Raw genomic sequence first — 16,135 nt, 5'->3', positions numbered from 1 at the left:
AATAATTACTGTAAATTGAGACAGCTTACCCATGCATTTCAATATAAAACGCATAAAAAAACGGCGTTGCATGTGCAACGCCGTTGATATTTTAAAGTCTGATGAGTGAGACAGGCTCACGCATCCGGCTTTTATGGCAGCGCGCGCGCTGCCTCAGGGCTGACTTCCATCATGTTCACTGCCAGATGGTTCATGATCCACAATGAGCCGATCAGAACAATCGCCAGAATAAGCACGGTGAACAGCAGAGCCAGCAATGTCCAGCCGCCTTCCGATTTGGAATCCATATGCAGGAAGTAAACCAGATGGACGATCATCTGCACCGCACCGAAGACCATAATAATGGCAACAGTCGTCGTGGTATCAAAATACTGCCCCATCACCACGCCGAAAGGAATGGCGGTGAGAATGACGGCCAGAATGAAACCAATGATGTAATTTTTGGTTTCGCTGGCAGATGCTTCAGTTTTATGCGCGGAACTCATGCCTGAACTCCCATCAGATAAACAACGGAGAAAACACCGATCCAGACAACATCAAGGAAGTGCCAGAACAGGCTGAGGCACATCAGACGGGTCTGGTTGGCTTCTGTGAGACCGGAACGCAGAACCTGCCCTACCAGCACCAGAATCCAGATCAGACCGAACAGAATGTGCAGACCATGCGTACCAACCAGCACAAAGAAGGCTGAGAGGAATGCAGAACGGCCAGGACCGGCACCGATTTCGATCAGGTGATGGAATTCATAGATTTCCATCGCCAGAAAGGTTGCGCCGAGCAGAAAGGTTGCAGCGATCCAGCCGAGCATCACAGATTGTTTTTTCTGCGACATGGCAATCATCGCCAGACCATAGGTCAGGCTGGAGAACAGCAGCAGTGCTGTTTCAACGGCAACAAATTCCAGATCGAACAGTTCCCAGCCGGTCGGGCCTCCCGCGTATGAACGCGAGAGAACTGCGAAAGTAGCAAACAGACCCGAGAAGATGACACAGTCACTCATCAGGTAGATCCAGAAGCCGATCAGAGTCGTGCCGCGGGAATCGTGGTGCTCGTGATCGTCGTCATGCCCGTGGGCATGATCATTAGCGTGCGTTACAGCGGCGCTCATGGCTTAGCTCCTAAAGACTGCAGCTTGTGCGTATATTCATCTTCGATGCGCTGCACTTCTTCCGCAGTGACATAGTAGTCGCGGTTATTGTTGAAGGAATGGATGATGCTGATCGCGATCATGGCCAGAGCAGCGGCAATAGCCAGCCACCAGATATGCCATACACCGGCAAAACCAAGCACGATCGCCACCATACCGAGAATAAAGCCCGTACCGGTATTACGCGGCATATGGATAGGCTTGAACTTGTCGGTTTTGCGTTTCACGCCACGCTTCTTCATATCCCAGTACGCATCAACATCCTGAACACGCGGTGTTTCAGAGAAGTTGTAGAACGGAGCGGGAGAAGCCACAGCCCATTCCAGTGTACGGCCGTTTTTCCACGGATCACCTGTATGATCGCGAAGCGCTTCGCGGTTACGGATGGACACCAGAATCTGAATAACCTGACAGGCAATACCAACCAGAATAATCGCAGCACCGATCGCAGCAATGATCAGATAAATCTGCCATGCCGGATTTTCTGTGTGATTGACACGACGGGTCATGCCCATGAAGCCCAGAATATAAAGCGGCATGAAAGCAGTAATAAAGCCTGTCAGCCAGCACCAGAACGCGCGCTTGCCCCATGTTTCATCAAGACGGAAACCGAATGCTTTCGGGAACCAGTAGATGAAACCTGCAAAACAACCGAACAAGACACCGGAAATAATCACGTTATGGAAGTGAGCGATCAGGAACACGGAGTTGTGCAGTACGAAATCCGCAGGCGGAATAGCAAGCATAACACCGGTCATACCACCGACAACGAAGGTACACATGAAGCCGAGTGTCCACAGAACCGGCGTATCCATCTGGACGCGGCCCTTATACATTGTGAACAGCCAGTTGAAGACTTTCGCCCCCGTCGGGATCGAGATAATCATCGTCGCCACGCCGAAGAAAGCATTAACGGAAGCGCCCCCACCCATTGTGAAGAAGTGATGCGCCCAGACGAGGAAGGCCAGAACGGTAATCGCGACAGTTGCATAAACCATCGAGGCATAACCGAACAAACGCTTGGCCGAGAATGTTGCAATAATTTCAGAGAACACGCCAAAGCAAGGCAGAACCAGAATATAAACTTCCGGGTGGCCCCAGATCCAGATGAGGTTGATATACATCATCGGATTGCCGCCGAAATCACTGGTGAAGAAATGCATACCAAGATAACGGTCGAGCTGCAGCAGTGACAGGGTAACGGTCAGGATCGGGAAAGATGCTACGATCAGAATGTTCGAGCAGAGTGCTGTCCATGTGAAAACCGGAACTTTCATCATCGTCATGCCGGGAGCGCGCATTTTGATGATGGTTGCGATCAGGTTCACACCGGAGAGCAGCGTACCCATACCGGAGATCTGCAATGCCCAGAGGTAATAATCCACACCAACGCCGGGGCTGTATTCCAGACCGGACAGCGGCGGATAGGCCAGCCAGCCGGTACGGGCAAACTCACCGACACCGAGTGAGATATTCACCAGAATAGCACCGGCAACTGTCAGCCAGAAGCTCAAGCTATTCAGGTAAGGGAAAGCAACGTCGCGCGCACCGATTTGCAGCGGCACGGCAAAGTTCATCAGACCAACGATAAACGGCATCGCCACGAAGAAGATCATAATCACGCCGTGGGCGGTGAAGATCTGGTCGTAGTGGTGCGGAGGCAGAAAGCCTTCATTTGCACCGGAGGCCATAGCTTGCTGGGCGCGCATCATAACGGCATCGGAGAAGCCGCGGAACAGCATCACAAGCGCCAGAATGATATACATGATACCAACGCGCTTATGATCCACTGTTGTCAGCCAGTCACGCCACAGCACGCCCCATTTACCAAAATAGGTAATGGCTGCGAACAGAGACAAACCGCCGAGTACAACGGCACTCAAAGTGACCACAAGTATCGGTTCGTGAAGCGGAATATCCGCCAGGGTAAGTTTTCCGAACATTTCTCTACACTTTTAATGGTAAAACCACTGAGCACGCGGGTGGCCAATGGTTTACCTGCCTAAAATTACGGCACCTTGTCAGTTCGACGCAGGTTCCGCAGGCGATTCTTTTTTCACAGAAGACGTGATGAACGGCGAAAGCTTTTGCACGCTACCGCCACCATGACTGAGACATGGGGTCTTGCCATCCACGCAGCGTCCGATAATGGCGCTGAACAGACCCGGCTCTGTTGATGCATAATGTGTTACAGGATGTTTTTCTGTCGGCTGATCCAGCTCAATGTAGCCGGCGCGGTTCAGCACTTTGTCGGAAGCGCGAACTTCAGAAACCCATTTATCAAAATCCGCTTCAGAGCGCACATGGGTCGCAAAGCGCATCTGGGAGAAGCCGTCGCCGCTGTAATTGGCGGAAATACCTTCATAGGTACCAATAACATTGCCGATGAGATGCAGCTTGGTCTGCATTGCAGGCATTGCATAAACCTGACCACCCAGCGCAGGGATGAAGAAGGAATTCATCATATGGCCGGAGGTGATGCGGAAATTCAGCGGACGATCAACCGGTACGACCAGTTCATTCACCGTCGCAATATTCTGCTCAGGATAGATGAACAGCCATTTCCAGTTCATCGCAACCACATCCACCTGTACAGGTTTTGCAGCATGTTCCAGCGGCTTGAACGGATCCAGCTCATGGGTCTTAACCCAGGTCACATAGGCAAGAACAAGAACGACGATGCACGGAATAACCCAGACAAAGGCTTCAATCTTGTTCGAGTGATGCCAGTCAGGCTGATATTCGTTTTCTTTGTGGGCGCGATATTTATTCGCGAAATAGAGCGTCGCGATAATGACCGGTATAACAATCAGAGACATGATGACTGTTGCAAAAACAATCAGGTCACGTTCCTTGATGCCGACTTCACCTTTAGGAAACAGTACAACCTGCTCGCAACCTGCAAGAATTGCCGTCAGCGCCAGAACCGCACCGATGCCTACTGAGCGGAATAATCTGTGTTTCATTTAATTTTTCCGTCTTGAATGCGCCCGGGACAGGCTACATATCAACATTCAACAAGGTGTTTCATGTTTATAAGCAAACTTGAAAGCACCTTAACCGCTTTGAAATGCTGTATTATTTCTTATCTGAACTTGTTTCAGATGAAGAAGAACATACAGTAGTTTCGGTAAATTCTGAAATTCATAAACAAAAAAGCGCGGCATTTCAACACCGGCCGCTTAACTCAACACTTCAGAAAACCCTGTCAGAACAGCTTCATTTCATATTGAAGATAAAACCGGCTCTGCCATAGACGAGACTGCGAGCACGCATTTCATCGTCTCACCATAAAAGTATCTGCAGGGAAAACAGCAGCACAATGCCGATTCACTCTGTCATCCAGAGACTTTTGCGGTTTCTATAAGCAGGAAAGCATCTAACGGCAAGATGAATCTCGGTCACTTTTTCGCGCTGTGGCTGATGCAAAAGCGAAAACCGCAAACAGGCAAGCCTGCGTAAATTTAAGAAAACCGGAGCGGGGAGCAGCGAAGCCTGAAAATGAAAAAGGCCGGGATGTCCCGACCTTCCATGAAACGCCTCAATCAGTGCCAGTACATCCGTGGTCAAAGATCAGGCGATTTCGCTAAACTCTATATGTGTATAGACATCAATTGTTTCAAGAGCATGACAGATTTTGGCATATCTGCCGCATAGTCCGGTCTCATGCCACAGCACGATCCTGATGCAGAGTCTGCTGCTTCTCATCTTCCTGAGCAATATAGTCATAAACCTCATCCATGCATTGTTGCAGCATGTCGAGATCAACCGGCCCCATACGACTGAGATAAATATCCATCTCGCTGGAAGGTACACCACGCTTAATCATTTCGACAATCGCTTGTACGACGATAGTTTTCTGATCAAATCTGTAGCGTTGCATAACCCACCTCACGCATTTCAGAGCCCTCCCCCTCTTTATGCACCAATATGGTTAACATCATATAAAGATAGAACATTCACCAATTGAAAATAACTGTCAATTTTAAGCAAGCATATCTTGAGATAATATTTTAACGCAGCAAAACTGATAAATGAAACATCGGAAAAATCTAATGCAGCAATAAATAAAATGCGAAAATTAAAAAAACACCCGCAGATTTATTATCTGCGGGTGTTTTATTACTTAGATATCCGGATTTGTTTTACAGATACAAGGATTATACCCCGTCACCCTGCCCGATGATCTCACGTTTACCCACATGATTGGCAGCGCCGACAAGGCCTTCCTGCTCCATGCGCTCTACCAGTGAGGCAGCACGGTTGTAACCGATCGACAGGCGGCGCTGAATATAAGATGTCGAGCATTTCTTATCACGCAGCACAACTTTGACGGCTTTCTCATACATATCATCACCATCTTCAGAGCCCATCTCGCTCTTATCAAAGACAGCGCTGTCCTCTTCAGCCGCTTCCGTATCATCTTCATCAGCGGTTACAGTGGCCAGATAATCAGGACGCCCCTGCTCCTTCAGATGATTGACGACTTTTTCAACCTCTTCATCGGACACAAACGGCCCGTGAACACGGACGATACGGCCGCCACCGGCCATATGCAGCATGTCGCCCTGACCAAGCAGCTGCTCTGCACCCTGCTCACCGAGAATAGTGCGGCTATCGATCTTCGACGTCACCTGAAAGGAAATACGGGTCGGGAAGTTCGCCTTGATTGTACCGGTGATCACATCAACCGACGGGCGCTGTGTGGCCATAATCAGGTGAATACCGGCCGCACGAGCCATCTGCGCCAGACGCTGGATCGCACCTTCGATTTCCTTGCCGGCAACCATCATGAGGTCGGCCATTTCATCGACAATAACGACGATGTAAGGCATTGGCGTCAGATCCATTTCCTGTTCTTCATACAGGATTTCACCGGTCGCCTTGTCAAAACCGGCCTGCACAGTGCAGGTTACAGTCTCACCTTTTTCACGCGCAGCCGCTGCACGGGCATTATAGCCGTCAATATTGCGCACGCCGAGACGCGACATCTTGCGGTAGCGCTCTTCCATTTCGCGCACTGTCCATTTCAGTGCCACAACGGCCTTTTTCGGATCAGTCACGACAGGGGTGAGCAAATGCGGGATGCCGTCATAAATCGACAGCTCCAGCATTTTCGGATCAATCATGATCAGGCGGCATTCTTCCGGCTTCAGACGGTAGAGCAGCGACAGGATCATGGTGTTGATTGCCACGGATTTACCGGAACCGGTGGTACCGGCAACCAGCAGATGCGGCATCTTTGCCAATTCAGCAATTACCGGCTCACCGCCGATGGTCTTGCCAAGGCAGAGCGCCAAACGGCAATTGGTGCGTTCAAAAGCAGGTGATTCAATCAGCTCGCGGAAATAAACGGTTTCGCGGATCGAATTCGGCAGTTCAATACCGATCACATTACGTCCCGGCACCACCGCAACACGGGCAGACAGAGCCGACATGGAACGGGCGATATCATCGGCAAGACCAATCACGCGGGAAGATTTAACACCCGGCGCAGGCTCAAATTCATAGAGTGTAACCACAGGGCCCGGACGCACATGGATAATCTCACCGCGTACACCGAAATCTTCGAGAATGCTTTCCAACAGACCAGCGCTGCGCTCCAGCATTTCCTGCGAAATAATCGCACCGTCTTTATAGACCGGCTCCTGCAGCAAAGCACGCGGCGGATATTCATAACCTGCTGATGACATCACCGTGCCAGTTTCAATCGCAGTTGGCGAGAAGATCGACAAGTTGATCGAAGAAGACGAAGTGCGTGGCGCAGGCGCGGCAGCACTGATGGCAACCGGCGCTGCAATTGGTGCAACAGGTGTTTCTTCCTGCACAACAACAGCTTCTTGCACCGGTTCAATATATTCGGCCACAGGTTCGGCAACGACTTCTGCAACCGGCTCTTCTGCAACCGGTACGGAAACCTCGTCCAGAGACGGCTGAACATGCAGCGCCTGCGTGGCGATAGAATAGACAGGCATCTGATAGCCCGACAGGCCAAAGCTGAAAGACGGCAGAAACGGATTGCTGACAGACGCAACAGGTGCGACCGGCGCAACAGCTTCAATGACTTGCGCAACGGTTTCCATGACCGGAACAGCCTCAAAAACCGGCGCAGAAATCTCAGCTGTGACTTCTGCCTGCGGCTCTGCAACGGCAACGGTTTCAGCCACTGGCTCAACCGGTGTTACAGCTTCCTGTGCAGGGCGCCATTCAACGGAACGGAACATGCTCAGAATTGATTTTGCTTCCACAACAGGTTCAGCGATGACTTCTTCAACCGGAAGCGTCAAAGCCGGTGCAGGAACTGCTACAACAGCTTCAACCGGCGTAGTTGCAGCAGGTGCTACTTCCGGCAACCCGGCAAACTCCCAGAATGCAAAGTCAGACAAATGTGCAAGCTGCAAACCGCTCTGCTCATTTTCAACAACAGGTGCAACCGCCACAACAACCGGCTGCACTTCAGGCAGGTGCGAAACCACGGCATTCACAACTTCTGCTTCCGGTATAACGGAAACCACCGGCGATACCACGGCTCCGGCCAGCGGGGCTGCGGCTTCAACATGCGGTGCAACCGGCACAACCGGCAAACGCAGACGTGCGGCAACAATCATGCTCGAAGGGCCGCGCAAAACCGGCGCAGTCCGTGCTGGTTGTGCGGCGGCAGGAGCAGCCTGCGCCACAGATAGCACGGTTACTTCTTTAGGCTCAATCACAGCCTGCTGGTGAGCCGCTGGCTGAACTTCTTCTTCCGCACCGAATTCTTCAATCAGCTTGGCGCGCAAACGCATCAGCTCATTTTCCGGCGTGCGGGTAAAACGGACATTTTCCGCCAGTGCAAAAGCGTTCTTCCAAACCTGTTCACCCGAACCGAACTGCTCACGCACCGACAATCCCTGATAGGCGACATGCGGGCTGGTCATGATCTTTGTCGGATTTGCAGGTTTAGGATTTGCCGGAGCAGAAGGCGCAACCGGTGCTGAAGGCACAGCAGCAACACCTTTTTGCTGAGCAAGGGTCTGCGCAACAGCCTCAACAGCCGGTTGCGTAACAACGGCTTGTTCTTCCGCTTTAACAGACCGGTCCTGATCCATCCAATGTTTAACCGCAAAATTGTTGCTCATCTGCTTACTCCTAAGCGGGTATGAAGGGATAACGGACACGGTAGCAGCAGAAGGTGCGGCAGGCGTGACGACTGTCACAACTGCCGGAGCATAGCTGAGAGGCGCTGCAGGAATAATTTCTGCAGCCTCTGATTCTGTGATGGCCTGCGCCGCCTGCTGTGGTGCCATAGATATGTGAGAGCCAGACGCGGACAATTCCGGCATCTGCATTTCCTGCGGCAGTGATTCCGGTTCACGCATGTCAGCGGAAGCCGCGAAGCGGTCAGGCGGTGCAATGGAGAAATTGGATCGGGGAATACGCATGGACCTGAAAAACCAAAAATACGCTACTGAGTTCTGTCCACAAAGTAATAAAAAATGAAGGTTAATAAGTTCCTTCCAAAACGCACTTGTGATCGGCCGGGCGGAGCGGAAAACATCAGAGTTTTTAGCAATAAAATTCAATTTTATATAATATTTTCAATGAACTATAACTTTACTGGACACCCCATCACCTGCCGCAACAATATTTCTTCACTGCCGGATTTTCAAATAAGCGGATATGTGTATAGCGCAGACAAGCGGTCGCGCAGACCGCAAGCAGTTTTTGCTCCTTTTAAAGGATGGAAACCTTGAGCCTCACGAGGAAAAACACCTGCACAGAACCAAAGTCACAAATAATTGCTCAGAATCTCCCTTAAATCCCCCCACTACAAAACAATAATCCCTCTCGCATTCACAGGTCGGGTGGGCTAAGGAGACGCCAACCGGCCGGGTGAGCGACTCTTATCAATCAAGGGCGCGCCTTCTTGGCTCATATAAAAATGGTGACAATCATGTTCTCTTATCAGCGTTATACAGTTTTCATTTGTGTTGCGCTCCTGACAATTGCCTCGTTTATCGGGGCAGTTTTTTACAGCGAATGGCTCCTGATCATAACCGCGGTTTCAAGCGCTCTGCTTGGCCTTGGCGTGCATGATATTTTTCAGTCAAAACATGCAATTCTGCGCAATTACCCGATCATCGGGCATATGCGTTTTATTCTCGAAAGCATCCGCCCCGAGCTCCGGCAATATATTATTGAAGGTGACCGCGATGAGGAACCGTTCAGCAGAGAAATCCGCGGACTGGTCTATCAGCGGGCAAAAGGCGTTGAAGATAAGCGCCCTTTCGGCACCATCGAAAATGTTTACAGCTCCGGCTATGCTTGGCTCACCCATTCTGCCGTGCCGATGGTGATTAAAGACACGGATTTCCGTGTTCGTATCGGCGGCTCTGCCTGCAAACAGCCTTATGATGCAAGCCTTTATAATATTTCTGCAATGAGCTTCGGCGCGCTCTCTGCCAATGCCATTCTCGCGCTCAATAAGGGCGCGCAAAAAGGTGGTTTTGCGCATGATACAGGTGAAGGCAGCATCAGCCGCTATCACCGTGAAGGCGGCGGCGATCTGATTTATCAGGTTGCATCGGGCTATTTCGGCTGCCGCAATGATGATGGTACATTCTCTCCGGAGAGATTTGCGGTTCAGGCTGCTGATCCTCAGGTCAAAATGATTGAGCTGAAAATCAGTCAGGGTGCGAAACCAGGTCATGGCGGTATGCTGCCAGCCAAGAAAATATCACCTGAGATTGCTGAAGCACGCGGCATTCCGATGGGCAAAGACTGTATTTCGCCTCCTGCACATAACACTTTTTCCACGCCGATCGGCATGATGAAGTTTATCGGCCAGTTGCGTGAGCTCTCCGGCGGTAAGCCTGTCGGCTTCAAGCTGTGTATCGGTCATCGCCGCGAATTTATGTCGATGGTCAAAGCGATGCTGAAAACCGGAATTTATCCGGACTTTATCGTTGTCGACGGTAAAGAAGGCGGCACCGGCGCAGCGCCATTGGAATTTGCCAACCGTGTTGGCATGCCGATGCTTGAAGGTCTGACTTTTGTGCATAATACGCTGCGCGGTGCAGGTATTCGCCACGAAGTCAGAATCGGCGCAGCAGGTAAAATCGTCTCAGCCTTTGACATTGCGCGTACCTTCGCGCTGGGTGCGGACTGGTGTAACTCGGCACGCGGCTTTATGTTTGCTGTCGGTTGCATTCAGGCGCAGTCCTGCCATACCAATACCTGCCCTGTTGGTATTGCCACGCAAGACCCACTGCGCCAGCGCGCGATTGATGTCGGCGATAAAAGCGATCGTGTAGCCCGCTTCCACCGCAATACGATGCACGCACTGGGCGAACTTGCCGGTGCGGCAGGTCTCAGCGATCCGCGTGACTTCATGCCGTATCACTTCATGTTCCGTCAAAAGGACAATGAATTCCTCGACGGCAATGAAGTCTATCCGTATCTGCCAAACGGATTTCTGGTCTCCGGCCCTGAGATTGAAGAATTGTCAGACTGGTACAGCCGTTGGGACCGCGCCTCTGCAGAAACTTTCGCGCCGCCGGAAATTCCGCATGGCCCGTTTATGCGCCGGAAAATCGCAGCCTAAAATACAAAATCCCGCCCCATCTGTTACTTTCACGCATTGTCCGACGCATCGCAGCAGGAAAAGAAATCAGTCCGGCGAACTGATTTCCCTGCGGAGGCGCTTCGCACTTTTGCTGGAAATGCTTGGGGCGGGATTTTTTTATGCTGTGACTTCAAACTTTAGGATCACGCATGGTTTCTTTTTGTGTGATGAGACGTGCGCTTTGTAAACCGCTCAGATAAATCCAGAGCCAGCTCCACGCAACCGCAAGCCGTGAGCGTGTTCCGATCAGAAAATAGATATGGGCAAGCCCCCAAATCCACCACGCCAAGATCCCTTTCAGCTTGAATTTTCCAAATTCTATAACAGCAACTTTACGGCCGATTGTCGCCAGATTACCCTGATGCCGGTATGTAAAGGCTTCAGGCTGCGCGGTCCCTTTCAGTTGGGCACGAATGCACTTTGCAACAAAGCTGCCTTGTTGTTTGGCAGCAGGTGCAATGCCGGGAACAGATTTATCCTCGCCCCATTTCACCGAGGCCGTATCACCAATCACAAAAATTGACGGGTCATCAACAAGCCGCAAATCTTTGGTCACGACCACCCTGCCTGCACGGTCCGATTCTGCTCCCAGCCATTGCGCCGCAGGCGATGCTTGCACACCGGCCGCCCAGATGATCGTGCGACAGGCAATCGGCTCCTCACCGACTTTTATACCACTCTCATCACAGGCTGTAACAGGCACACCGGTACGAACGGTGACGCCAAGTTTTGTCAGGGCATTGCGGACATAATCAGACAAGTCTTCACTGAAGCTCGGCAAGACGCGCGCCCCTGCCTCAACCAGCAGAACCTTGGCCTGTCGTGTATCAATACGCCGGAATTCGCGCGGCAGCGTATGATGGGCAAGCTCTGCGATCATACCGGCCATTTCAACACCTGTCGGACCGGCACCGATCACCGCAAATGTCAGCAATGCATCCCGCTTAACAGGGTCAATCTCCAGTTCCGCCTGCTCGAAAGCCAGCAACATTCGCCTGCGGATTGTCGTTGCATCTTCCAGCGTCTTCAGACCCGGCGCGAAGGCTTCCCATGTATCTTTGCCGAAATATGCGTGACATGCACCTGTCGCCAGCACAAGTAGATCATAGGGCAGCTCGGCACTATTACGCAGGCGCACTGTTTTATTGATACGATCAATACCGACAACTTCATCGAGCAGCGTTGTCACCTCGGGGCGATCGCGAAACAGATGCCGGATAGGCCACGCTATTTCTGATGTTGCAAGCACTGTGGTTGCAACCTGATAGAGCAAGGGCTGGAACAGGTGATGATTACGACGATCCACCAGAGTGATTTCTACATCGGCATTTTTCAGCCCGTGAACGACCTGCAAACCGGCAAAACCGGCACCAATGACCACAAGCTTCTTTTTCATAACGTATCCCGTTTCTGCGTGAGATCTGTTTTCATAAAAGCTATACGGCCTGTTCAGCCGTTATGTCGTATATATAACCCTTTGAGAGCACATTACTGTAGCCGATTTAAAATGGCCGGTAACTTTTCTGCTATGCTGCTGTTCTGCATGCGCTAAAATTTTACGAAAAGGCCGCATGCGGACAAATCATTGCATTTCGCGGCTGTGATAAGGCGCAAATTTAATGAACCAACATCGGATGAGCGAGTGCTATGACCCAGTCTGGACTCAATCAGCTTAAGATACGTCGATGATCATTACTGAGGCGCGCCTTTTAACAAATATTGTGCAAGGGCTTCATAGGCTGGCAATGATGTCGGGTCATTTGCTGTGTTTCCTGCCTGCGGATGTGATGCAAAGCGGGCAATTACCATTTCAGCTTTCGGATCGATATAAAGTGCCTGACCATGAACACCGCGCGCCATATACGCACCATTTTCATTATGTGAGACCCACCACATGCCACGATAGCTCCAACCATTGAGCAGATTATATCCGGCTTTAGCAAAAGCCTCCTTGTTGCCGCCCGCACGTATGCTGGCAATCGCCGCTTCAGGTATCAAACGCTGTCCGTTGATGACCCCGTCATTGAGCAATAATTGACCGATACGTGCCATATCCCGCAGGCCGGCATTAAAACCGCCGCCGGCAAACGGGGTGCCTATGGAATCAACAGTGTAATAGGCATCCTGTTCGGCTCCCATTTTTTGCCAAATTTTTTCTGATAACAGGGTCACTACAGATTTTCCTGTGACCCGGGCAATGATCCAGCCCAATGCATCGGAATTGATGGTTTTATAACCAAAGGCTACACCGTGTTCGCCCTCTTTGCGAACTGTTTGCAAATATTCGTAATAGGTCTTCGGCCCTTGATAGGTCGACGGTTTAGGCAGCGGGCTTCCTGCAGCAGAATAAATCCAGACATCTGCATTAGGATCAGCATAATCCTCGCTATATTTGAGAGCCGTCGTCATATCCATTACCTGACGAATTGTTGCATCACCAAAAGCGCTGTCAGATAACTCAGGCACAATGGTGCTGACTGTTGCCGTTTCATCCAGAATGCCTTCCGCAACTAAAATCTCACTCAGAAGCCCGGTGATGGATTTGGTGACTGACATAGCGCCATGCTGGCCAAGGATATTCAAGCAGCCGGAATAATGCTCATAGATGACAGTGCCTTTATGCAAAACGATAATACCGTCAGTATAATTGGCCTCCAATGACTGAGCCCATGTCATCGCTTGGGAGCTGCCGAGGGGCATAAATGTCAAAGCATCAATAGCTGGGTCAAACTTCTGCTCCGGCATGGCAGGAGCGCCAATGCCTCGGCTGACATTGACGGTTGGCATGAGTTCGCGAAAGTGACAAACAGTCCAACGCAATTTTGGAAAACTGAAGTAATCCGGATCAGTGAACCGGATAATTTTATCAACCGGTGGCGGAAAGCCGTTCATCCAACCTAAATGCTGCGGATCGGATTGTTGGGCTGTCATCGTGATTGCCTCTTGCGCAAAGGCTTGCTGTAAGCTGGTGGTTAACCAGAGGCTTGAGATCAGGGCCGCGGCCAATAATGTTCTCGGGGTATTTTGGACGGAAACCATACTCTTGCTACATGCTGAATTAAAAATTAACGACAACATTCGCAAATCCCCCTGTCCAGATTGGTGCTTTACCATTGATCATTGAATCTATGCCTGAACCGGGAAATGATACACTGAACCCGACTGTGAGATAGGTATGCGAATTTAAAACACGATTATATTCAAGAAACACGTCATCAGAAAGATGATGGCTGGTCACGCCCGCTATTGGGTTGGGCACTCCATCATTGGTTTCAACCCGTGTGCCCTGACCAAACTGGATAGGGCTAAGTAATTCATTGGCGCGAATATGGGCGTATCGCAATGTTAATGCATCGCGTTCTGTTGGCTTGACACGCAGGCTAACAAGATAAGCGCTGACATTGGAGTTGATAAAGACCATGGAAGATTTTGAGCCGGTTGACCATGAGCTCGGATTGCCCTCATAGAACAGTGGATCAAACCTTTCGAGCCGCGATGTATGAGGATCGTCACCTGAAAAAGTTTGATACGCGACCGCTAACTCTGGTGACCAGACGGCATCAGTGAAATTATAGCCTATATAAACGCGGCCGGCCCAGGCGGAAAGATTAATCTGGTCATTCCATTCATATGCATACTCACCCCCAGCAATCAGATTTTCAATTATATTCGGAAGCGGTTTTCCGATTGCATAGGCATTAATGAAATTCAGGCCTTCGCGTGCATCCGGAAGGATGCTCGGAGCACCGATGCCATCGGGCGCTGCTTTCGGATAGGCGGAGTTTGACTTTACGACGTGACCGTAAGTAATACCGGCAAAACTTTCTGTTCCCCAGTTATAACGCAACTCGGTACCGAGGAATTGCGTATTGCTGCTGCTGTCCGGGAGTTCGTTGGGTTGCAGATAGAAACCCGTGGCATTGAAACCATCATAACTGAGTTTAGCAATCGCCGCAGATTTCCATGCTTTGCGCGGACCGAATTTTAGCGCGCCCCGTTCGAAGCCACTATTACCGCCATTGGCAATCAGCATACCTGTGCCCACTTTATATTCTCGCGGACCATATGAAAAATCTAAAGATGTGCCGGCACTCATCTCGGTGCGTACACCCAGATATGCTTCTTCCAATGTGATCCTGCCAGTATTGCCAGTGTCATAAGCATCAATGCCAAGCGTTCCTGAAGCAACTGCTGAGGCCTTGCCGTAGAGATGTAATCGCTCATTAAGATCATTATTGAAGCTGATGCCGGGCTTGATATAGCCTTCGAGCCACTGTTTTCGCGGATTGTAGTCTGATGACGGAGCAAAACTGTCAGCAAAGTTCCAGAATAAATTTTGCTCTGCAACTCCGTTGAGGCCTGCCTGTAGATGCGCACGTATTTTAAGGCCGTCCGCATCGTAGAGCAGCATATGATCATTCGATTGGGCTTGCGGAATGGGCTGACAAAGCAAGATCAGTGCAGTTATAGCTATAGCTGCTCTGTTAGTCGTATAAGTGCATGGCAATCTAAACATACATAGAACAGGAAAATATGGCATATGTGGCTGGATAAGCTGTCGCATTAACCTGTTCATAGCACTGCGCTCCATCAATAGTACTTTTAAGAACCCAAGAGCAATTCATTGACAATCGATGGTGTGTCACATCTTAGAAAAAGTAAATATCACAATCTTAATAACAATTAACGATTAATGGATTGATCCTCCCCAGAGAAGTAGAATGGCACTTCAAAATTTATATGCAGGTGGAGTCTTTTATAGGTAAAATCGAATGCCTTATAGTCAGGACTCCGAAAGGAAAAGCGGCCGGACACTAAAGATCTATAGAATAGACAATCCTCATTTGCTCCTGGTGCAGAGCTATATCACCGAATTATTGTCTAATAGCCATATCGTATGTTGGCTCATAGAGCACCATCAAGCTCACCTAACTGAGCTTCAAAATCTAGTCCGCTAGAGGATCAGCCCTAAAAACATAACGAATTATCTGATGTTTTTTATAACCCAAAAGAAACAAAACTGATGCCATTAAAAGCAATTTAAACGTAATTGACCCCATCAGAAAGAATCGGTCATAGCTTGGCCAAAAATCATCCGAACAACCGGGGCAGTTTATTTAAATCATTGATTTCATCTAATAAATTGTTTTGTAAGATTTTGGTGGAGCCAAGCGGGATCGAACCGCTGACCTCTTGCATGCCATGCAAGCGCTCTCCCAGCTGAGCTATGGCCCCATTACCCGATCATGTTCTTAGTCGTAACAATTGGTCGGAACTTGGTCGGAAATGTCAAAAAAATCCCCCCGTTACATTGAACTCAGAGGACTGAAATATTGGTTCAGACGCGATATCCCCGTCCGTTTACAATCTTTATTCAACAATAA

The 16,135-nt window shown here is 50.1% G+C and carries 10 protein-coding genes and 1 tRNA gene; 1 reads left to right on the top strand and 10 read right to left on the bottom strand.

Annotated features, from left to right (window positions below):
- Window positions 1-131 precede the first annotated feature (131 nt).
- The 6 genes from cyoD to P8H26_RS02250 all read right to left on the bottom strand — a co-directional run bounded on the left by cyoD (window position 132) and on the right by P8H26_RS02250 (window position 8,064).
- Window positions 132-485 carry a cytochrome o ubiquinol oxidase subunit IV gene (gene cyoD, locus P8H26_RS02275; RefSeq protein ID WP_289631241.1) on the bottom strand — a complete coding sequence of 118 codons (354 nt, stop codon included), beginning with the start codon at window positions 483-485 and terminating at the stop codon, window positions 132-134.
- The gene (cyoC, locus tag P8H26_RS02270; protein WP_289631240.1) at window positions 482-1,108 is read right to left on the bottom strand and encodes a cytochrome o ubiquinol oxidase subunit III; all 627 of its coding nucleotides are present in this window, start codon (window positions 1,106-1,108) and stop codon (window positions 482-484) included. Before cyoC ends, cyoD begins: the two co-directional genes overlap by 4 nt.
- Window positions 1,105-3,090: a cytochrome o ubiquinol oxidase subunit I gene (gene cyoB, locus P8H26_RS02265; protein ID WP_289631238.1), complete on the bottom strand. Its 1,986-nt coding sequence runs from the start codon at window positions 3,088-3,090 to the stop codon at window positions 1,105-1,107. The genes cyoC and cyoB overlap by 4 nt, the downstream gene beginning before the upstream one ends.
- A gap of 78 nt (window positions 3,091-3,168) precedes the next feature.
- Entirely contained in the window at window positions 3,169-4,113 is a 945-nt protein-coding gene (gene cyoA / locus P8H26_RS02260; protein ID WP_289631237.1) for a ubiquinol oxidase subunit II, read from the bottom strand.
- Window positions 4,114-4,811: 698 nt separating this feature from the next.
- Window positions 4,812-5,030, bottom strand: a complete 219-nt coding sequence (locus P8H26_RS02255; protein ID WP_289631236.1) for a hypothetical protein — start codon at window positions 5,028-5,030, stop codon at window positions 4,812-4,814.
- Window positions 5,031-5,307: 277 nt separating this feature from the next.
- Window positions 5,308-8,064, bottom strand: coding sequence for a DNA translocase FtsK (locus P8H26_RS02250; protein WP_374708214.1), 2,757 nt, complete (start codon window positions 8,062-8,064; stop codon window positions 5,308-5,310).
- A 1,004-nt stretch (window positions 8,065-9,068) separates the two neighbouring features.
- Here P8H26_RS02250 and P8H26_RS02245 point away from each other — a divergent pair.
- Window positions 9,069-10,730 carry an FMN-binding glutamate synthase family protein gene (locus P8H26_RS02245; protein WP_374708213.1) on the top strand — a complete coding sequence of 554 codons (1,662 nt, stop codon included), beginning with the start codon at window positions 9,069-9,071 and terminating at the stop codon, window positions 10,728-10,730.
- A 151-nt stretch (window positions 10,731-10,881) separates the two neighbouring features.
- Here the strand turns inward: P8H26_RS02245 and P8H26_RS02240 are convergent, their stop codons facing one another.
- The 4 genes from P8H26_RS02240 to P8H26_RS02225 form a co-directional block, all read right to left on the bottom strand.
- Window positions 10,882-12,147, bottom strand: coding sequence for an NAD(P)/FAD-dependent oxidoreductase (locus P8H26_RS02240; protein WP_289631235.1), 1,266 nt, complete (start codon window positions 12,145-12,147; stop codon window positions 10,882-10,884).
- A gap of 296 nt (window positions 12,148-12,443) precedes the next feature.
- Complete coding sequence (locus P8H26_RS02235; protein ID WP_289631524.1) at window positions 12,444-13,682, bottom strand: serine hydrolase; 1,239 nt, start codon at window positions 13,680-13,682, stop codon at window positions 12,444-12,446.
- A 127-nt stretch (window positions 13,683-13,809) separates the two neighbouring features.
- Window positions 13,810-15,162 (bottom strand): alginate export family protein, encoded by a 1,353-nt coding sequence (locus P8H26_RS02230; protein ID WP_289631234.1) that lies wholly within the window; start codon window positions 15,160-15,162, stop codon window positions 13,810-13,812.
- 748 nt (window positions 15,163-15,910) lie between these two features.
- Window positions 15,911-15,986: transfer RNA gene (locus P8H26_RS02225), tRNA-Ala, on the bottom strand.
- Window positions 15,987-16,135 lie beyond the last annotated feature (149 nt).

Origin of the sequence: Pseudochrobactrum sp. sp1633 (genome assembly GCF_030376605.1) — a bacterium.
GTDB lineage: Bacteria > Pseudomonadota > Alphaproteobacteria > Rhizobiales > Rhizobiaceae > Pseudochrobactrum.
The sequence above is the reverse complement of the archived record's forward strand: the minus strand, read 5'-3'. Positions and strand labels throughout refer to the sequence as shown.